This window comes from Kitasatospora sp. NPDC059327 (genome assembly GCF_042752535.1).
Lineage (GTDB): Bacteria > Actinomycetota > Actinomycetes > Streptomycetales > Streptomycetaceae > Kitasatospora.
Genome location: NZ_JBHYYB010000006.1, coordinates 115830 through 135320, shown reverse-complemented (window position 1 = coordinate 135320; position 19491 = coordinate 115830). Strand labels below are relative to the sequence as shown.

Annotated in this window: 17 protein-coding genes; 11 read left to right on the top strand and 6 right to left on the bottom strand. The window is 75.0% G+C overall.

The features are described from left to right. Nucleotides 1–550: 550 nt before the first annotated feature. Both ACFXHB_RS06270 and ACFXHB_RS06265 read right to left on the bottom strand, forming a co-directional pair. Nucleotides 551–1195, bottom strand: a complete 645-nt coding sequence (locus ACFXHB_RS06270) for a response regulator (RefSeq protein WP_380572536.1) — start codon at nt 1193–1195, stop codon at nt 551–553. Continuing rightward, complete coding sequence (locus ACFXHB_RS06265) at nt 1192–2670, bottom strand: sensor histidine kinase (RefSeq protein WP_380572669.1); 1479 nt, start codon at nt 2668–2670, stop codon at nt 1192–1194. The genes ACFXHB_RS06270 and ACFXHB_RS06265 overlap by 4 nt, the downstream gene beginning before the upstream one ends. A 138-nt stretch (nt 2671–2808) precedes the next feature. On the opposite strand from ACFXHB_RS06265, the gene ACFXHB_RS06260 reads away from it, so the two are divergent. From ACFXHB_RS06260 to ACFXHB_RS06230, 7 genes are all read left to right on the top strand, one after another. Further along, nucleotides 2809–3369, top strand: a complete 561-nt coding sequence (locus ACFXHB_RS06260; protein ID WP_380572535.1) for a heme-binding protein — start codon at nt 2809–2811, stop codon at nt 3367–3369. Nucleotides 3370–3594: 225 nt separating this feature from the next. Further along, the gene (locus ACFXHB_RS06255) at nt 3595–4011 is read left to right on the top strand and encodes a PPOX class F420-dependent oxidoreductase (protein ID WP_380572668.1); all 417 of its coding nucleotides are present in this window, start codon (nt 3595–3597) and stop codon (nt 4009–4011) included. Between the two features lie 43 nt (nt 4012–4054). Then, nucleotides 4055–4468: a hypothetical protein gene (locus ACFXHB_RS06250; protein ID WP_380572533.1), complete on the top strand. Its 414-nt coding sequence runs from the start codon at nt 4055–4057 to the stop codon at nt 4466–4468. Nucleotides 4469–4698: 230 nt separating this feature from the next. Further along, complete coding sequence (locus tag ACFXHB_RS06245) at nt 4699–5583, top strand: NAD(P)-dependent oxidoreductase (RefSeq protein WP_380572531.1); 885 nt, start codon at nt 4699–4701, stop codon at nt 5581–5583. 80 nt (nt 5584–5663) lie between these two features. After that, entirely contained in the window at nt 5664–6242 is a 579-nt protein-coding gene (locus ACFXHB_RS06240) for a flavodoxin family protein (RefSeq protein WP_380572530.1), read from the top strand. 394 nt (nt 6243–6636) lie between these two features. Beyond that, nucleotides 6637–7866, top strand: a complete 1230-nt coding sequence (locus ACFXHB_RS06235; RefSeq protein WP_380572528.1) for an LPXTG cell wall anchor domain-containing protein — start codon at nt 6637–6639, stop codon at nt 7864–7866. Nucleotides 7867–8059: 193 nt separating this feature from the next. After that, nucleotides 8060–9280 (top strand): hypothetical protein, encoded by a 1221-nt coding sequence (locus tag ACFXHB_RS06230; RefSeq protein WP_380572527.1) that lies wholly within the window; start codon nt 8060–8062, stop codon nt 9278–9280. Nucleotides 9281–9296: 16 nt separating this feature from the next. Here ACFXHB_RS06230 and ACFXHB_RS06225 read toward each other — a convergent pair whose 3' ends face one another. Then, on the bottom strand, nt 9297–10055 hold the full coding sequence (locus ACFXHB_RS06225; protein WP_380572525.1) for an aquaporin: 759 nt from the start codon (nt 10053–10055) through the stop codon (nt 9297–9299). A gap of 281 nt (nt 10056–10336) precedes the next feature. Between ACFXHB_RS06225 and ACFXHB_RS06220 the strand changes: the two genes are divergently transcribed. Then, nucleotides 10337–11113 (top strand): MerR family transcriptional regulator, encoded by a 777-nt coding sequence (locus tag ACFXHB_RS06220; protein ID WP_380572666.1) that lies wholly within the window; start codon nt 10337–10339, stop codon nt 11111–11113. Nucleotides 11114–11147: 34 nt separating this feature from the next. Here ACFXHB_RS06220 and ACFXHB_RS06215 read toward each other — a convergent pair whose 3' ends face one another. Next, complete coding sequence (locus ACFXHB_RS06215) at nt 11148–12185, bottom strand: helix-turn-helix domain-containing protein (RefSeq protein WP_380572524.1); 1038 nt, start codon at nt 12183–12185, stop codon at nt 11148–11150. A gap of 240 nt (nt 12186–12425) precedes the next feature. Here ACFXHB_RS06215 and ACFXHB_RS06210 point away from each other — a divergent pair, with 240 nt between their 5' ends. Further along, the gene (locus tag ACFXHB_RS06210; protein ID WP_380572522.1) at nt 12426–13118 is read left to right on the top strand and encodes an RNA polymerase sigma factor; all 693 of its coding nucleotides are present in this window, start codon (nt 12426–12428) and stop codon (nt 13116–13118) included. After that, nucleotides 13115–14599, top strand: coding sequence for a hypothetical protein (locus ACFXHB_RS06205; RefSeq protein ID WP_380572520.1), 1485 nt, complete (start codon nt 13115–13117; stop codon nt 14597–14599). The genes ACFXHB_RS06210 and ACFXHB_RS06205 overlap by 4 nt, the downstream gene beginning before the upstream one ends. A gap of 56 nt (nt 14600–14655) precedes the next feature. Here the strand turns inward: ACFXHB_RS06205 and ACFXHB_RS06200 are convergent, their stop codons facing one another. Both ACFXHB_RS06200 and ACFXHB_RS06195 read right to left on the bottom strand, forming a co-directional pair. Then, entirely contained in the window at nt 14656–16155 is a 1500-nt protein-coding gene (locus ACFXHB_RS06200; protein WP_380572518.1) for an aminopeptidase P family protein, read from the bottom strand. Nucleotides 16156–16430: 275 nt separating this feature from the next. Further along, a complete protein-coding gene (locus ACFXHB_RS06195) occupies nt 16431–17951 on the bottom strand; it encodes a PP2C family protein-serine/threonine phosphatase (RefSeq protein ID WP_380572516.1) in 1521 nt (506 codons plus the stop codon). A 604-nt stretch (nt 17952–18555) separates the two neighbouring features. Between ACFXHB_RS06195 and ACFXHB_RS06190 the strand changes: the two genes are divergently transcribed. Further along, nucleotides 18556–19194 (top strand): bifunctional DNA primase/polymerase, encoded by a 639-nt coding sequence (locus tag ACFXHB_RS06190; RefSeq protein WP_380572514.1) that lies wholly within the window; start codon nt 18556–18558, stop codon nt 19192–19194. Nucleotides 19195–19491 lie beyond the last annotated feature (297 nt).

The window sequence follows — 19491 nt, the reverse complement described above, 5'->3', positions numbered from 1 at the left end:
TGGTGTTCGAGCCGGGGGTTCGGGGGGGCGCGCCGGGGGGGTGGGGGCACGGTGGCGGGGCGCAGTCCGACCCCCCGGACTCGCTCCGCGCCTTCTCAGCACACGGCATCGGCACGCCGTACCCCCCGACTCCCCGGTCCCTCGCCGCACCCCCTGGCAACACCCTCCGGCGAGGGTGGTTCGCACAGGCCTTTGGCGAGGCCCCACCACCGGAGGCGTCGTTGATCTCCACGCTAACAAACCGAGTGGTTGGTTTGTCAATAGCGAGGTCCACGAAACATCCACATTTCCGGGAGGGGCTTCGGGCGGGGTCCGTCCGGGTGACGAGACGTCACCGATCGGACGTGGTGTGGGCCTTTCCTCGCACGGGTGGTCCGTGTACGTGCCGATCGGCCGCCGAAGGGGCTCCGGAGGAGGGTGTCCGAGGGGGTCGGGGCCGGTCCGGCCTCACTCGTTCGGGTGAACGGTCGGCGCCGGTGCCGGAGGTCCGCCGGCCCGGAATCCGACACTCCGGGGGTGCGTCCGCTGCGGAGCGGCACCGGTCGGCTGCTCAGCGCAGCAGCCGGCGCTCCTTGCCCACGGCCACCGCGCCGGCCCGGGTGTCGACGCCCAACTTGTCGTAGATCCGGCCCAGATGGGTCTTCACGGTGGCTTCGCTGATGAACAGCGCCCGGGCGATCTCCCGGTTGCCCAGCCCCTGGGCGAGCTGGGCCAGGATCTCCTGCTCGCGGTCGGTCAACTGCGGTGCGGGGGCGCGCATCTGCGCCATCACCCGGGAGGCGACCGGCGGCGACAGCACCGTACGGCCGCGCGCGGCCGCGTGCACCGCCGCGAACAGCTCCTCCGGGCGCTCGGCCTTCAGCAGGTAGCCGGTGGCACCGGCGCCGATCGCCCGGGTGATGTCGGCGTCGGTGTCGTAGGTGGTGAGCACCAGGACGTGCGGTGCGCCGGGCGCGGCGGTGATCCGCCGGGTGGCCTCGACACCGTCGATGCCCTCGCCGAGCTGGAGGTCCATCAGCACGACCTGCGGCGCCAGCCGGTCGGCCAGGGCGACCGCCTCCTCGCCGGTACTGGCCTCGCCGACCACCTCGATGTCACCGGCGCTGGCCAGCAGCGCCAGCAGGCCGGCCCGGACGACGGCGTGGTCGTCACAGACCAGCAGCCGGACCGGTGGCGTCGTGGGGGCCGTGCTCATGGGGACTCCAGGGGGGCTCGTCGGGGCTCCAGCGGGATCGCGGCGGACACGACGGTGCCCTCGCCGGGGGCGCTCTCGACGGTCAGCGTCCCACCGAGCTGCCGCAGCCGGGCCCGCATCGCGGGCAGGCCGTGACCGCGTCCACCGCCGTCCGACGCGCCCGTCCGCGCACCGCCGGCGGGCCCGGCCGGGTGGAACCCCCGGCCGTCGTCGGCGATGTCCAGCACGGCCTGGTCGCCGAGGAAGGAGAGGGTCAGCGCGGCGGCCGAGGCCCCGGCGTGCTCCCGGACGTTGGCCAGCGCGCCCTGGGCGATCCGCAGCAGCGCGGACTGCGCGGCGGCGGGCAGCGGCACCGGGGCGCCGTCCAGGTGGAAGCGGACCGGCAGCCCGCTCTCGGCGGACTCCCGCTCGGCGAGCGAACGCAGCGCCCGGTCGAGGGTCCGGCCGTCGGCGAGCTCGGCGGGCGCGAGGTCGTGGACGAAGCGGCGGGCCTCCGCGAGGTTGCGGGCCGCCACCTCGGCGGCGGTGCGGACATGGGTCCGGGCCGTCTCCGGATCGGTCTCCCAGGTGCGGTCGGCGGCCTGCAGCAGCATCTGCTGGCTGGAGAGCCCCTGGGCCAGGGTGTCGTGGATCTCCATGGCCAGCCGCCCGCGCTCGGCCAGGGTGCCCTCCCGCCGCTCGGTGGCGGCGAGTTCGCGCCGGGTGCGGACGAGGTCCGCGATCAGCGCCCGCTGCCGCTCGGCCTGCCGCTCCATGTACAGGAAGACGGCGGTGGCCAGCGCCGCCACGGCGGGCGGCAGCAGGACGAGGTTGGCGTCCACCCCGCCCGGCAGCCGGATCTCGCCGATCACCACCAGCAGGGTGAGCGCGGCCACCAGCGGGATCGCCGCCCGGGCGGGCAGCGTGCGCAGGGCGGTGTAGACCAGCGGGACGGCGCACCAGGCGAAGCTCGGCGCCATCAGCACCAGCACCACCCAGAGCGCGATCACCAGGGCGAGCGGCCAGAGCCGGCGCCGGTGCCCCGGAGCGGGCGGGCGCCGGTGGGCCAGCCAGGAGCCGACCGGCTGGGCGACGGCCAGGGCGAGGCCGAGGCCGATGACCCACGGGACGAGGGGGTTGCCGGCGTGGTGGCTGAGGTAGCGGCCGAGCGAGGTGGCGAGCAGCAGCAGGAAGGCGGAGTCGAGCAGGACGGCCAGCCGGCCGGCGTCCGGATCGTCGGCGGTGCCGGGGACGCTCCGGGCGTGGCCGTTGCCGGTGCCGGTGCCTGTCCGGTCGGTGCCGGGGCCGGCGGAGCGGCGGGTGGCGCCGGTGTCGTCCGGCTCGCCGCCGGCGGGGCGGGACTGCTCCACGGGGCGGCTCCTTCCACTCTGCCGTCGACACCCATGACCACCGCGCCGACCTGCGCCGATCCCTCGATGGTGACCCGTTCGACCGGGGCGCGCATCAGCCGATCGGTTGACGGGGCCGTCCTCCATCATGCGCGCCGGCCGCCGCCGGACCGTCGATGTGGCCGGGGGGCCGCCGGCCGGAGGATCGGTACCGAAGCCGTCGAGCCCGACCAGGCCCCCCTGATCCCGGCCGTGGCCCCGACCGATCCGACGAGGAGCCTGACCATGAAGAAGACCTCCGTGCGCACCCGGGTGCTGACCGGTACCGTCGCCGCCGCCGCGCTGGCCGCCGCCACCGTCGGTGCCGTCTCGGCCAGCGCCGACACCACCGAGACCCCGGCCGCCGCCGCCGCGGTGAAGGCCGACACCCAGAACAAGAACCTCACCCAGACCACCGGTCTGACCATCGAGGCCGCCACCAAGGCCGCCCAGGCCACCCTGGACGCGGCCACCAAGGCCGGCCAGCACGTCTCGGTCGCGGTGGTCGACCGCGACGGCATCACCCGGGTGCTGCTCAAGGGCGACGGCGCCGGACCGCAGTCGCCGGAGTCCGCCGAGCGCAAGGCGTTCACGGCGGTCTCCTGGAACGCGCCGACCTCCGAGCTCGCCAAGCGACTGGCGCAGGCGCCCAACCTGAAGGACATCCCGGGCACGCTCTTCCTGGCGGGCGGTGCCCCGGTGCAGGCCAAGGGCGCGCCGGTGGCGGCGATCGGCGTCGCGGGCGCGCCCAGCGGCGACCTGGACGAGCAGTTCGCCCAGGCGGGTGTCGCGGCGCTCGGCAAGTAGCGCCCGGCCGGGTCGCGCCCGGCGCGCGGCGTACCCGGTATGTGGCGCCCGGCGCCCCCGGCGGCGGCACGCTGCACCGGAGCGGACCCCCGACCGCTCCGGTGCACCGGCGTGCCCCCGGCCGGCGTGCCCACGCCCAGGGCGCGCACCGGGGGAGCGCGTACCGGATCCCGCGTACCCGCTGCGCCGGGGTGCCGCAGCGGCCAGGATGGGCACATGCCCCACATGACCGAGGCCGAATGGCGCGCGTTCCTCGCCGCCGGCACCCGTACCGCCAAGATCGCCACCACCCGGGCCGACGGCCGGCCGCACGTCGCGCCGGTCTGGTTCCTGCTGGAGGGCGACGAGATCGTCTTCAACACCGGTGCCGGCACCGTCAAGGGCCGCACCCTGGCCCGGGACGGCCGGGTGATGCTGTGCGTGGACGACGACCGGCCGCCGTTCTCCTACGCCCTCGTCCAGGGCACCGCCCGGCTCGGCGACGACCTCGCCGAGGTGCGCGCCTGGGCCACCCGGATCGCCGCCCGGTACATGGGCGAGGAACTCGCCGAGCAGTACGGCGCCCGCAACGGCGTCCCCGGCGAGCTGCTCGTACGGGTGAAGATCGAGAAGGTCAGCGCAGAACACGGAGTGGCCCATTGAAAAGCCTGTGCCGCTGTCAGTGGCGCGTGGCAGGCTTCCCGCTATGACGGCGTGGACCCTCAACGACATCGAACGTGCGATCCGCTCCTCCTGGGGTGTCGACACCTGTGCGCCCGAGGACCTGGGCCACTGGCGTCCCGACAATCCCGCCCGCGGCCAGTGCGGCGTGACGGCGATGGTGCTGCACGACCTGCTCGGCGGCGAACTCATGATGGGCGAGGTGCACGTCGGCGGGGTCCGGACGGACCTGCACTGGTGGAACCGGTTCGCGACCGGCTTCGAGATCGACCTCACCCGCGAGCAGTTCGGCCCGGACGAGCGGGTCGGCCCCGGGCGTCCGGTCGCCCGCCCGCAGCGCCCGGGGCGGCTGCAGGCCCAGTACGAGCTGCTGCGCCACCGGGTCGTCGCCGAGCTGGAGGCGGGCCGGGCCCGGCTGCCGGAGCGCGCCTGCGCCTGACCGTGGTGCCGCCGACGGGCTGCCGGAGCACGCCCGCGCCTGAGCGTGGTGCCGCCGACGGGCTGACGTACAGTCGGAGGATCATGGATCGTGGCCGGACGGTCCGCCGGCGCCGGCCCGTCCGTCGTGGCCCGGCTCTCGCGGCCCGGCTCTCGCGGCTCGCCCACGGCGGCCCGGGGCTTCGGCCGGGGGTCGCCGGCAGGTCCGCCGGGTGAGGACGGGAGTGGGCGATGGACGCGATGACGGTCGGATTCGTGGGGCTCGGCGCGATGGGGCAGGGCATGGCCGCCAGCCTGCTGCGGGCCGGGCACTCCGTCCGGGTCTGGAACCGCTCGCCGGAGCCGGTGGCCGCGCTGGTCGCCCGGGGAGCCGAGGCGGCCGACACACCGGCCGACGCCTTCGCCGGCGAGGTGGTGGTCTCCATGCTCGCCAACGACGCCGCGGTCGAGCAGCTGCTCCTCGACCCCGCCCTGCTGGCCGGCGCCCGGGCCACCCTGCACGTCAACATGGCGACGGTCTCGGTGGCGATCGCGGAGCGGGCCGAGGCGCTGCACGCCGAGCACGGCATCGACTACGTCGCCGCGCCCGTCCTCGGCCGGCCCCCGGTGGCGGAGGCGGGCGAGCTGAACATCCTGGCTGCCGGGGCCCCTCGGGCGCTGGCCCGGGCCGAGCCGCTGCTCGCCGCGATGGGCCGCCGGACGTGGCACTTCGGTGACAGCCCGCGCCAGGCCAACACCGCCAAGATCAGCACCAACTTCCTGCTGGCCTGCGCGATCGAGTCGATGGCCGAGGCGTGCAGCCTGGCCGAGGCCAACGGCGTCCGCCCGACCGACCTGGTCGAGATGCTCACCGGCACGCTCTTCCCCGGGCCGGTCTACTCCGGCTACGGGGCGATGGTCGCCGAGCGCCGGTACGAGCCGGCCGGCTTCAAGCTGCCGCTGGGGCTCAAGGACGTCGACCTCGCGCTGACCGCCGGCGCCGCGGCCCGGGTGCCGCTGCCGTTCGGCAGCGTGCTGCGGGACGCCTTCCTCGACGCCCTCGCGCACGGGGACGGCGAGAAGGACTGGGCGGCCGTCGCGGCCGTCGCGCGCCGCCGGGCGGGCCTGCCGGCGTAGCGGCCGCCGGCGTCCGGCGGAGCCGGCGGAGCGCTGTCGTAGGCTCGGGACGTCTGTCGTCATCCGTACGGGGGGTCCTGATGTCCGAGAGCACCGCCGGCGCCGCCGCGCCGCGTTCGTTCCTCTTCCTGAACGCCAGTTCGCGCAGCGACGGCAACTCCGAGCGACTGGCCCGGCTGGCCGCAGGGGCGAGCCTGCCGGCCGGTGCCGAGCAGCGCTGGCTCCGGCTGAGCGAGCATCCGCTGCCCCCGTTCGAGGACCGCCGGCACAGCGAGGACGGCGGCTTCCGCGAGCCGGTCGGCCACGAACGCACCCTGCTGGACGCCACCCTGGCCGCGACCGACCTGGTCTTCGTGGCGCCGGTGTACTGGTACTCGCTGCCGACCAGCGCCAAGCTCTACCTCGACCACTGGTCCGCCTGGCTGCGGGTGCCCGGGGCGGACTTCCGGGCCCGGCTGTCCGGCGGCACCGTCTGGGCCGTCACCGCCCTGGCCACCGAGCCCGACAAGGCGGACCCGCTGGTCGCCACCCTGCGGCTCTGCGCCGACTACATGGGCATGCGGTGGGGCGGCGCCCTGCTCGGCAACGGCACCCGCCCCGGCGACGTGCTGAACGACGAGCGGGCGGTGCTCGCGGCCAAGTCCTTCTTCGCGGGCTGAGCCGAGCCGGTCAGCCGGGTCAGCCGGCCCGGACCGACCCGACCCGACCCCGGCTGACCGGCCGTTTCCTGGCGGTAGGTCGCCGACCGGCCGCCCGACGGCGATTTTCCGCCACCGCGGAGCCGTCGGATGTCGTGTCACGGACGTGTACCGGTCACACTGGGGTCACTCGCCGGTCGGTCGCAAAAGCCTTATGAAGTGACGGAGTTGGGCCAACCGGACAGGGTCCGGACCGGATGGTGCACGAAGGGTGGTACCCGGCTTCCGGAGTGGCTGGATCCTTCGGTAGTCTCCGTCGGACTTTCAGCTTCGTGGGGGGACCACTGTTCGGACAGTCCTGTCCCTCCGCGCCCCCGGGCCGCGCCCGGACTCTCTCGTGAGGTCTTCCTTGCCCATGTCCATACGTCGCAGTTTCGCCCTCGCCGGCGCCGCCGCCCTCGCCTCCTCGATGGTGCTGGCCGGCGCCCAGGGCGCCGTCGCCGTCGGCACCACCGGCTCCACGTCCGCCCCCGCGGCGCCGCAGGCCGACAAGGCCTCGCGCCAGAGCCTGGACCTCTCCGTGCGCGGGGTGCCGGACACCTTCATCGCGGGCGGCGACGCCCGCGAGTTCACGTTCCGGATCGACAACTCGACCCGGCACGACTTCGTCTTCTACCCGCTGCTCAAGTTCAAGAACCGCGCGGGAAGCCTGGAGGCGGGCGACCTCAAGGTCGAGTACCAGCTGCCCGGCGGCGGCTGGCTGCCCGGCTCGGTCGCGCCCGGTGGCGGGGACTCGGACGACGACGCGGTGCTCGTCCTGCTCGGCGGGGTCGACTCCGACGACGCGCTGCTCGGGGTCAACCGGGGCAAGGACGTCTCCATCAAGGTCCGTGCCTCGTTCACCAAGGACGCCCCGCTCGGCAAGGCCGGCGTGGTGCCGGTGGTCTTCTCCGAGCAGCTCGACGACCAGACCCACGAGCCCGTCGGCAACGGTCACTTCAGCTGCGACGGCGTCACCGGTGCCGGCTTCACCATCAAGGCCGGGAGCAAGCCGAGCCCGACCGCCAGCCCGAGCACCGGCAAGCCGAGCCCCACGGTGAAGCCGACCGGCAGCCCGTCGGCCAGTCAGTCGCCCAGCGGCTCGCCGAGCCAGTCGCCGAGCCACTCGCCCTCGGCGACCGCCACGCCGACGCCCACCGCCACGCCCACGGCCACCCCCACGGTGACGCCCACCGCCACCACCACGCCGTCGGCGACGCCCACCACGACGCCGTCCGCCACGGCCACCGCCTCGGCGTCGGCCACCGCCTCGGCGTCGGCCAGCCCCTCGGCGTCCGCCACCGCGTCCTCCTCGGCGACCGCGCAGCCGCCGGCCCCGACGACCTCCGCCCCGGCCACCGGCGGTACCGGCGTCCAGGAGCCGATCGACTTCCCGGTGACCGTGCCTGCCGTCACGCCGCCGAAGCTCACCCCGGCCGCCGTCACCAAGGCCAAGGCAGCGGCCGACAACGCCGACAAGGCGCTGGCCCAGACCGGTGGCGGTGACGACACCACCGGTATCGCCATCGCCGGTGGCGCCGTGCTCGCGGCCGGTGCCGGCACCCTCGTGCTGCTCCGCCGCCGCAAGTCCGCCCAGCAGGGCTGACCCACCGGGCCGACCGGCCCGCCGACCGGCCCGCGGCGGGCCGACCGGGCCACCGTCGGCCCGGGCCCCGGCCAGGGCCGACGACCGTGCCCCTCGGGTGTCCTTCCACAGACACCCGAGGGGCACGGTCGCTTCCGTCAGGTCACATAGGATGACCGGCCGAAGAGGGATCTGCGTCGGGAGAGGTACTGGGGTGCGGGGAGCACGGTCGGCACGGTTCAGCACCGACTACGAGGCCGCCACCGGGCGGATCGCCGGTCTGCCCGTCCGCAGACATCACGTCCTGCTGGTCGCCTGGACGGTTCTCTGGTTCCTGCTGGTCGAGCCCAGCGGCGGCTTCTCCTGGCACTACCTGCGCCAGGGCGAGCAACTGCTCTTCAGCGGCCAGTCCGACGGCGGGCTGTCGCTCTACGCCCACCACCCCGAGCTGCAGATCGGGCCGGTCAGCCTGGCCGTCGCCCGCCTCTTCAGCCCGTTCCCCGCGCACACCGGCCAGGTGCTGGCCGAGGCGGCGATGTCCGGGCTCGGCCTGGTGATGCTCGTCCTGGTCGGCCGCACCGCCGCCCGGTACTACCTGGGCACCGGCACCAACCACCGCCGGCTGCAGCAGCGGCTGCTGGTCGCCGGGCTGGCGTTCATCCCGATGTGGGTGGAGGTCTCGGTCCGCTTCGCGCACCTGGACGACGTGCTGGCGCTGTTCTTCACCACCCTCGCCGCGCACGCGCTCAGCCGGGGCCGGGCCGTCCAGGTCGGCGTCTACCTGGCGCTGGCGGTGGACTCCAAGCCCTGGGCCCTGGCCTTCGCCCCGCTGATCCTCGCGCTGCCCCGGCCCGCCTGGCTGCGCACCGCGCTGTGGTTCGCCGGGCTGGTGGCCGTCGCCTGGCTGCCGTTCTACCTGGGCAACCTGGACACGGTGGCGGCCGCCAAGTTCGCCATCCCCAACCAGCCGGCCTCCGCGCTGCGCTGGTTCGGGGTGACCGATCCGACCACCCCGTGGTGGGACCGGCCGTTGCAGTTCGGCCTGGGCCTGACGCTGGGCAGCATCGCGGTGTGGCGCGGTCGGTGGCCGGCGGTCGTGCTGCTGGGGGCGGACGCCCGGATCCTGTTCGACCCCAGCGTCTACACCTACTACACCGCCTCGATCATGCTCGGCACCCTGCTCTGGGACGCGGTCGGCCAGAAGCGGCTGGTGCCGTGGTGGAGCTGGATCGCCCTGGCCGCGCTGTACGGCGGCACGCTGCTGATCCCGTCCGACCCGGCGCGGGGCTTCGTCCGGCTGGCCTTCGTGGTGCTGTCGGCCGCGTACGTGCTGCTCTGGCCCACCCGGCAGGACCGCCGGCCGCGCTCCGGCGCAGACACCGGTGGGCGGTCCGCCCGGCGCCGCGAGCGGGCGCTGGTGGGGGCCGCGGGCTGAGCGCGGTGCGGCCGGTTCAGCCGGCCGCGGTCGCGCTGCCCGCGACGAGTTCCCGCGCGTCGTCCGGCACGGGCGTGGTCCGGGCGGGTCCGGAGCGGCCGAAGAGCACCGCGGCCAGTGCCAGGGCGGCCACCGCCCCGGCCAGTTGGGCGAGGACGAAGCCGGGGACGGAGCCGGGCGCGATCCCCGTGTAGCTGTCGGTCAGTGCCCGCCCGAGGGTCACCGCCGGATTGGCGAACCCGCCGGAGGAGGTGGCCCAGCAGGCCGCGCCGACCCAGAGGCCGACCGCCGCCGGTACCAGGCGGCCGCGCCCGCTGCCGGTCAGCCCGGCGACCACCAGCAGCAGCGTCCCGGTGGCCACCGCCTCGCCGAGCCAGAGCGCGCCGCCGTCCCGGCCGTGTCCGGAGGGTTCGACGAACGGCCGTCCGAACATCGCGTTGGCCAGGCCCGTCCCGCCGACCGCGCCGATCACCTGCGCGGCGGCGTACCCGCCGAGGTCGGGCAGCGTCGGCCCGCTCCCGTCGCGCCGGCCGGCCCACCACGCGCCGACCGTCACCAGCGGGTTGAAGTGCCCGCCGGAGACCGGTCCGAACAGCTCGACGAGGACGACCAGCGCGAGGGCGGAGGCACCGACGTTGGCGAGGAACCGGACCCCGCCGTCCGGGCTGAGCGCGGCGGCCTGGATGCCCGAGCCGACCACGACGGCGGCCAGCGCGGCCGTGCCCACCGCCTCCGCGGCCAGCCGTCGTACCAGGGGCGCAGAGGTGGTGGTCATGGCGTCATGGTCGCGGCTGCGCCCGGGATCGGGCAATAGGCGGCTTCGTCCAAGCCGGGGCCCGTCCGGGGCCGCCCGCTCGGAGACTCGCACGGCGCCGTCGTCCCCCGGGACGGCCCGGGCCGGCGGGGCCGGACGGCACCGCGGGCCGGACGGGGCTCGGACAGAGGAGCCGGTCGGACCGGGCCGGCCACCCGCCGCACCCGGCCCGCGACACTGGACTTGACCCTCACGCAACGGGAGGCCGGAGGGTCGTGGTCAACGAGAAGGGAGCGACCCGGATGACCGGCGGCTACTCGGTCGGGGCCGTGGCGAAGACCGCCAAGGTGACCGTCCGCGCCCTGCACCACTACGACGAGATCGGACTGCTCACCCCCCAGGGGCGCACCCCGGCCGGCTACCGCCGCTACCAGGACACCGACCTCGACCGGCTGCAGCGGATCCTGTTCTACCGCGAACTCGGGTTCCCCCTGGAAGAGATCGCGGCCATCCTGGACGACGACTCGGTCAGCCCGACCGAGCACCTGCGGCGCCGGCACCAGCTGCTGACCGACCGCATCCGCCACCTCCAGGTCCTGGCCGCGGCCGTCGAACACGCCATGGAGGCACAGAAGATGGGTATTCGGCTGACCCCGGAGGAGAAGTTCGAGCTCTTCGGCGAGTCCTACCAGGAGAGCTGGGAGACCGAGGCCGAGCAGCGCTGGGGCACCACCGACGCCTGGGCGCAGTCACAGCGTCGTACCGGCGGCTACGGCAAGGAGGACTGGCAGCGGATCAAGGCCGAGGCGGACGCGCTCAACGCCCGGCTGGTCGAGGCCCTCGCCGCCGGCGAGCCGGCCGACGGCGGCCCCGCCATGGACCTCGCCGAGGTCCACCGCCAACACATCCGCGACCACTTCTACGACTGCACCTTCGAGATCCACCGCGGCATCGCCGGGATGTACGTGGCCGACCCGCGGTTCACCGCCACCTACGAGCGGCTCGCCCCCGGCCTCGCCCAGTGGCTGCACGACGCGATCCTGGCCAACGCGGCCTTCCGCACCGGCGAGCGGGCCTGAGGCGCGCCGGCCGGGTGGTCCGGGCGTCCGCCGCTCAGGCCACCCCGCGCCCGAAGCCGCGCCGGTAGGCGGTCGGGGAGGTGCGCATCACCCGGCCGAAGTGATGGCGGAAGGTCGCGGCACTCTCGAAGCCGACGGCGGTGGCGACCTCCTCCACCGAGCCGTCCGGGGATTCGAGCAGCGGCAGGCTGGCGGCGATGCGCTGGGTGATGACCCAGCGCATCGGGCTGGTGCCGTTGCGGGCGGTGAAGTGCCGCAGGTACGAGCGGTCGGACATCCGGGCGGCCCGGGCCAGCAGGGAGATCGTCAGCGGGCCGGACAGGTGGTCCATCGCCCACTGCATGGAGCGGGCGACGCCGTCGTCCTCCTCCTCGACCGGTCGCACGGCCGCCTCGATGAACTGGGCCTGCCCGCCGTCCCGGTGCGGTGGCACCACGAAGCGGCGGGCGACGCTGTTGGCCACCTTGGCGCCGTGGTCCCGGCGGACCAGGTGCAGGCAGAGGTCGATCCCGGCCGCGCTGCCCGCGCTGGTCAGGACGGAGCCGCTGTCCACGTACAGCACGTCCGGGTTGACCCGCACCGACGGGTGGCGCCGCTGGAGCAGCTCGGCGTACCGCCAGTGGGTGGTGGCCTCGCGGCCGTCCAGCAGGCCGGCGGCGGCCAGGGCGAAGGCGCCGGAGCAGATCGAGACGATCCGGGCGCCCCGCTCGTGCGCCGTGCGCAGCGCGGTGACCAGCCCGGGGGACACCTCGCCGCTGAAGGCGTTCGGCACCCCGGGGATCACCACGGTGTCGGCGGCGGCGAGCTCGTCCAGGCCGTGATGGGCGGTCAGTGAGAAGCCGCCGACCGACCGCAGCGCGCTGTCGGGCCGGTCGGCGCAGACCTTGAGCCCGTACCAGGGGGCGGCCAGCAGCCCGCTGAGCTCGGGTCTGGCCAGGCCGAACACCTCGACCACCACGCCGAGTTCGAACGGCGTCATGCCGTCGAAGGCGTACACCGCGACATCGTGCACCGGCTCCGGCCGCCGTCCGATCGCGACGGCCACCGGGCCGGTGCTCTGCTGGTCGGCCATGAGGTCCCCTCGGGCTGGGCGGCGGGTGGCGGGATGTCGGTGAGTGTAGTCGTTCCGGCCAGGCCGGGATTCTTCCGGAACCCACCCGCAACCCCGGCCGCCGCCGCACGTCCATCAGTACGGGGGCGGACGGTGCCGGCGGTCGCGGCGGTGGCAGGATTCCGCCGATCACGATCTTGATCATGTGCTGCGACGGTCCGGTGCACGCCGGGCGCCGTCCTGGGGGAAAGCAGAACGCGGATGTCCATGGCCATCGGGCCGATTGCGGTACGCGGGAGGAGCGGCGGCTTCTTCCGCCCCGGGTTGCTCGGGTTGCTCTTCGGCGCGCAGGAGGCGGGCGGGACACCCGCCCCCCGGAGCGCGTCGTCGGGCTCCGAGCAGGAGGCGGCGCAGCGCCGGTCGGGCTTCCGGCTGTTGCGCGGCGGGCGCCGGACCGAGTCGGAGGAGCGGCCCACCCTGACCGACCTCTACCACGCGCACCGGCTGGGCCTGGTGCGGATGGCGGTCCTGCTGGTCGACCACCAGGACCTCGCCGAGGACGTCGTCCAGGAGGCCTTCACCCAGCTCTACCAGCGCCACGGCGAGCGGCTGGAGGACTTGGACAACGCTCTCGGTTACCTGCGCACCAGTGTGGTCAACGGCGCCCGGTCGATGCTGCGGCGCCGCCGGACGGCCCGCGAGTACGTCCCCCCGCACGAGGCCGACGCGCCGTCGGCGGAGGACCACGCCGTGCTCAACGACGAGCACCGGCGCGTCCTGGTCGCCTTGCAGGAGCTGACCTCCCGCCAGCGCGAGGTACTGGTACTGCGCTACTGGTCGGACCTGTCCGAAGCGCAGATCGCCGAGACCCTGGGGCTCTCCCGGGGTGCTGTGAAGTCCACCGCCAGCCGGGCATTGGACGCCTTGGAAAAGCATCTGGAGAAGGTTCGATGACCGACAGACTTCCCCGCCGGTCCGGCGGTGACGGTGACGGGCCGGACGACACCCCGATGGAACGGCTGCTCCGCGAGGCGCTGGACGCCCGCGCGACCCGGATCACCGCGCACGACCTGCGCCCGGCCGCACCGCCGAGCCGGCGGGCGCGCCGGCTGAGGCCGGCCCACCTCGCCGCCGTGCCGCTGCTGGGCCTGGCCGCCGCGCTGGCGTTCGGTGTGCTCGGCTTCCGCGGGGACACCGTGGCCGGCGAACGGGATCCGGGACCGGCGGCCACCGTCACGGCCACCGCGAGCCCGAGCGCGGGCCCGACGGCGGAGCCGACCCCGTCCGAGAGCCCGACCGCCGCGGCCGCGTCGCCGACGGACGGACCGACGGGCGCCGAGACCGAGGCGCCGCTCGGTGTCCCCGACCCGCCGCCGGTGTCGACGTCCGCGACCACGCCGGCGACCACGCCCCCGGCCACGCCGCCGTCCGCCGCCACCACGTACGCCTTCCGCGGCGTCAAGTTCAAGGTGCCGGCCGGGTGGAAGGTGCTGCCCCCGACCGGGACCGACTCCTCGGTGTGCGTCCTGAGCCCGGGTGCGCCGACCACGCCGCAGACGAACTGGACCCCGGGCAGCTGTGAGCCGTACGGCGTCCGCGTCTCCGTCTACATCGCTTCGGGCGAGATCGAGGGCGGGATGTGGCCGCTGGCGTGGGACCTGGACGCGCCTGCCGGGTTCGGCCACCAGCCGAACTGTCCGATGTGGGGCCGTCCCTACTTCCCGGCGGACGGCTACACGTCGGTCGGCGCGCCGGTGAAGACGAAGGAGACGGTGGCCGGCGGCCGGGCGATCGACAAGACCCAGTGGCAGGTGTCCTGCACGGCGACGGACTCGTTCACCGCCCAGCTCTGGGGGATGAAGGACGACCAGGTGTTCGTGGCGGCCAACGGTCTCAAGGCCGACTACCTGCCGGGGCTCGCTTCGATCATCGGCTCGCTGGACGTCAGCGGGCACAAGAACTCGATACCGGTCGCCAAGTCGAACACGGTGGCCCTGACCGTCGACGGCGGCCTCGGTGCGGGACAGGAGGTGCCGAACGACGGCACCCCGGTCGAGTTCGCGGTCACGTTCCGGAACACGAGCCGGACCGGCTACGCGTCGGTGATGCCGACGGTGTACGTGATGAAATACCCCGGCTCACCGGTCAGTGACGCCTTCGGCGGTGCCGAGGGGGTGCTGGAGCGGCAGGAGGGCAGCACCTGGAAGCAGCTCGACCTGGCCACGCTGGAGGGCACCTCCAAGTCCCTGAACAGCGGCGCGGCGTTCCCGCTGGCCCCCGGGCAGTCCAAGGTCGTGCGCTACCGCCTGAGGCTGACCCCCAGGGACGGTGCCGGCGCGCTGCCGCTCCATCTGTCGGCGCTGCAGCTGGACGCCCCGGAGCCGTTCCCGGCGCTCGGGGAGAAGTACCTCACCCACCCCGTGGTCGCCAAGTAGCGGCCCGAGCGACGGGCCCGGCCCCCCGCTCGGGGAGCCGGGCCCGTCGCGACCGGTCAGGCCAGCGAGGCCATCCACGCCTCGACGTCCTCGGCGCGGCGGGGCAGGCCCGCCGAGAGGTTCTCGTTGCCGTCGGCGGTGACCAGGATGTCGTCCTCGATCCGGACGCCGATGCCGCGGTACTCCTCGGGCACGGTCAGGTCGTCCTGCTGGAAGTACAGGCCGGGCTCGACGGTGAGCACCATGCCGGGCACCAGCAGGGCGTCGACGTGCTCCTCGGTGCGGGAGTGGGCGCAGTCGTGGACGTCCAGGCCGAGCATGTGGCCGGTGCCGTGCAGGGTCCAGCGGCGCTGCAGGCCCAGCTCCAGGACCTTCTCCAGGTCGTACACCGAGGCGTCCAGCAGGCCCCAGGCGAGCAGGCGCTCGGCCAGCACGCGCTGCGAGGCGTCGTGGAAGTCGCGGAACCGGGCGCCGGGCCCCACCGCGGCGATGCCGGCCTCCTGGGCGTCGTACACCGCCTGGTAGATCGTGCGCTGGAGCTCGTTGAACCGGCCGTCGATCGGCAGCGTGCGGGTGACGTCGGCGGTGTAGAGGGTGTGCGTCTCGACACCGGCGTCCAGCAGCAGCAGCTCGCCCGGACGGACCTCGCCGTCGTTGCGCACCCAGTGCAGGGTGGTGGCGTGCGGGCCGGCCGCGCAGATGGAGCCGTAGCCGACGTCGTTGCCCTCGACCCGGGCGCGGCGCCAGAAGGTGCCCTCGATCCAGCGCTCGGAGGTGGCGACGGCCTGGCCGAGCTCGCGGACCACGTCGGTGAAGCCGTTCACGGTGGCGGTGCAGGCGGCCCGCAGCTCGCCGATCTCCCACTCGTCCTTGACCAGCCGCAGGCCGCTCAGGAACTCCTTGAGCCCGGCGTCCTTGTCGGCGTCCAGGACCTCGGCGAGCGCGGCCTCCAGACCGGCGTCGTAGCCGCGCACGATCCGGGTCGGGACGGCGTCGGAGGTGGCGCGGGCGGCCAGCTCCTCGGCGGCCTTGCGGACGTCGCGCACCGGCAGGCCGAGCAGCCGCTCCTGCTCGGTGAGGCTGTGACGGCGGCCCACCCACAGCTCGCCGTAGCCGTCCAGCCAGAACTCGCCGTTCTCGCGGTCGGAGCGCGGCAGCAGGTAGAGGCCGAAGGTGTGGCCGGTCTCGCCGGCGGGCTCGGCGACCAGCACCGCGTCCTCGGTCTGGTCGCCGGTGAGGTGCACGTACTCGCTGGCGGCGCGGAAGTTGTAGTCGGTGTCGTTGGCCCGGACCCGCAGGGTGCCGGCCGGCACGACCAGGCGCTCGCCGGGGAAGGCGGCGGACAGCCGGGCGCGGCGCTCGGCGGCGTACGGGGCCTGGGCGACCGGGGTGAGGCCGTGCAGCTCGGTGTCGGCCCAGCCGGACTTCATGGAGGCGGCCAGCTCGTCGGAGACCTCCGAGTACAGGCCGTTCTTGCGGCCCTTGAACTCCTGGGGCTCCTCGCCGCCGATGGCCTCGGGGTTCTCGGCCACCGCGGGGGTGCGGTCCTCGGTCACGTACGTCGCCTCCTTGCGCGCGTGTGCCGCCCGTGGGGGTGCCCCGGGCGCAGGCCGGGGGGCGTCGGATCGCGACGCACGTGGGCGGCCGTTCGTCCATGGTACGGACGCCCGGCCGCTCGACCTCCGGCGGCCTTCGGCCGGGAGGTACCGCCTCCGGCCGCGGCCTGAGGCGTCCGGGGACTGGGGCGTGTTCATCACTCCCGCCGGGCGCGCGACGCCGGGCATCCCGCCCGACGCCGCGCGCTGATCCGACGCGAGTGATGAGGCACGCCCTAGTCGAAGCGCGCGGCCAGCAGCATCAGGTCGTCGGTGGCGGGCCCGGTGTCCCGGCCCGCGCAGACGGCCAGCAGGTGGGCGCAGAGCCGGTCCGGGTCGATCCGCACGTCGCGCGGGGCGTCGGCGGCGGCCCGGCGCAGGTTGGCCTGCCCGGCGTGCAGGGTCGGGCCGCAGCGGCGGGCCAGGCCCTCGGTGTACAGCACCAGGGTGTCCCCGCGCTCGGCGGTCAGCTCGACGCCCGGCGCCTCCCAGCAGGACAGCATGCCGAGCGGCGCGGAGAGCGAGGTCTCCACGAACTCGGCGCCCTGCCGGGTGACCAGCACCGGCGGGCAGTGCCCGGCGCCGGCGAGGGTGATCCGGCGCTCGTCCGGCTCGATCCAGGCGTAGAGGGCGGTGGCGCTGCGGGCCGGTTCGGTGGTCTTGAGCAGCAGCTCCAGGTCCCCGAGGACGGAGACCGGGTCCTCGCCCTCCAGCACGGCGTACGCCCGCAGCGCGGCCCGGACCCGGCCCATCGCGGCCGCCGCGCCCGGGGCGGAGCCGGGGCCGGCGCCCGGGCCGTCGCCGGAGACGCTGCCGACGGTCAGGCCGACGGTGCCGTCCGGCAGCGGGATGGCGTCGTACCAGTCGCTGCCGATCGAGCGGTCCAGCCCGGCCGCGACCAGCCGGGCGGCCAGTCGCAGGCCGGCGGGCTGCGGGAGGCGGTCCGGGAGCAGACCGCGGCGCAGCGCCTCGGTGGTCCGCCGGACCCGCTCCGTGTCCAGCTGCTTGGCCAGCAGCGGAGCGGCGACGTCGCAGTACCGGCGGACCAGCTCGCGCTGGCGTTCGGTGGGTTCGGCGGGCTCGTCGTAGAACCAGAGGACGGCGGCCAGTGGGCCGTCCTCCTCGGTGGCGAGCGGCAGTCCGTGGCAGCCGCCGAGGCCGAGGTGGGCGGCCAGCTCGCGCAGCCGGGCGCCGATCGCGGGGTCGTCGGCGAGGTCGCGCGACCGCAGCTCGGCGGGCCGGTCGTGCTCGCGCAGCAGCCGGGCGACCAGGCTCTGCTCGGTGGGCACCGTCTCCAGCGCGCCGAGGCTGGCGCGGTCGAGGCCGTACCCGATCGGTTGGCTGGGGCCACCGCCGGGCAGCGCGGTGACCAGCAGCGCGCGGTGGGCGCCGAGCAGCGTGGTGCCGGAGGCCAGCACGGCCTCCAGGGTGGCCGTGAGGCCGCGGGCGCGGGCGAGCCGCTCGGTGTGCTCGTGGAGGCTGGTGAAATCGGACAGCCGTCCGGCCAAACGGTCCTGCGGGCCGCCCGGGGGTGCGGTGCGGGCCTCCGGGGCGCCGGCCGGTTCGGCGCGCACCCGGGGTTCGTCGCCGGGGCAGGCCTGCTGCCCGGCCGGTTCGGCCGGTTCGGCCGGTTTGGCGGGTTCGGCGGGTTCGGCGGGGGCCCCGGGAAAGCCCGGGTGGTCGAGCACCGAGAGCCCGCGGGGGCGACGGGGGTCGCCCGGCTCGGAGGATGCCGACGGTGGGTGGGACTCGGTCATGCCGCCACTCCTGACGCGGTGGTACGTGCCATGCGGGACCCCCAGGTACGGCCGATTGGAGCGAGCACGGCCAAAGGGCGTGATTCGCCTCGATTCGCTACTACTCGTCATTGATCGACAGCAATGCCATCACTTCTACACAGGCCATTCGGGGCATGTCCAGATCCGCGACAGCGCGGGTGGCCGGTTCCACATCCCGCGCGGCCCGGTCGGGGGACCGCTCCGTTCGTGCGCGCCCCGGCCGGGCCCGCGGGCATGGAGCGGCCGGAGAACGGGCAGAACCGTCACGACGACCCCCACGGCCGTCCGGATCGTATGCTTTCGCCGCCCGTCGGCCGGGTCGGCCGGAAGTCACTCACTCGTACGGTGGAACCAATCGCGCCCGGGCGGCGTCCATCCGGTCGCGTACGGGATTCTCGTTCCAAGGGCTGTTCTGATTCACGGCTCTGATCCACGGCTCTTTCATGTCGTGCTCCACACCGTGCTCCACCTCCGCCACGCGGCTCGCCAAGCCCGCCGGCCCGGTTCGGGTCGGTGCGGCGTTCCCCGACCTGGGCAGGCGGGGCCGGAGCGACCCGAGCGGTCACGGAAAGGAACGAGCGTCATGCGCGAGAACTCGAGGAGCCGGTCGGCGGCCCGTTCCACCCGGCTGGCCGCCGCCCTGGCCGCGGCCGTCGACCACCGCTGGCCGGTGGTCCCCGGCACGCTGTCGTTCGACGGCCACTGTTCGTGCGGGGACGAGGACTGCTCCGTTCCCGGCGCCCATCCGCACGACCCGCCGCTGCTGGCGGCCACCACCGATGCCCGGATGGTGCGCTGGTGGTGGGAGCGGCAGAGCCCGGACGCGCCGGTGCTCGCGGCGACCGGCGGGACGGTCTCGGCGGTCAGCCTGCCCGCGGCGGCCGGGGCCCGGGCCCTGGCCTACCTCGCCGCGCTGCGGCTCCCGCTCGGGCCGGTCCTGTCGATGCCCGGCCGCTACGCGATGCTGGTGGCCCCCTACTCGCTGGATGCGCTCGGCGAGATGCTCGCCCAACTGCCTTGGGTGCCAGGCTCGTTGCGGTACCACGGGTCGGGCGGCTTCCTGCCGCTGCCGCCCGGCGGCGGGGCGGGCGGCGGGGTGCGGTGGGTGCTCCCGCCGCGCCCGGCGGCGGACGGCGGCGTGTGGCTGCCCGAGGTCGGGCCGTTGCTGGGGGAGTTGGTCGAGGCGACGGTCCAACTGGACAGTGGGCGCTCGGCGTACTGACCGGGGCGCGCGCCGGGCTGCGTCGCGGCTTCCGCCGGCGCCGGGCCGGTGCGCCGGCGGGGGCTCCGGGGCCGAGGTGTTCCCGGGTGGCGCCGCCGCGGGCCGGGTGCCGATCGGCCCGCGGTGCCGATCGATCCGGGCACTGATCGGGCACGGTTCACCGGCCGGGCCCGGAAAACAAAAGATCCGGCCGCTGGCGACGGGGGATGCACCAGCGACCGGACTCTTTAGACAGTAACAAGGATCCGCGCCCGCGCCAATTTCCAAGAGCCCCTGCCCGCCCGGAAATTGCGGTAC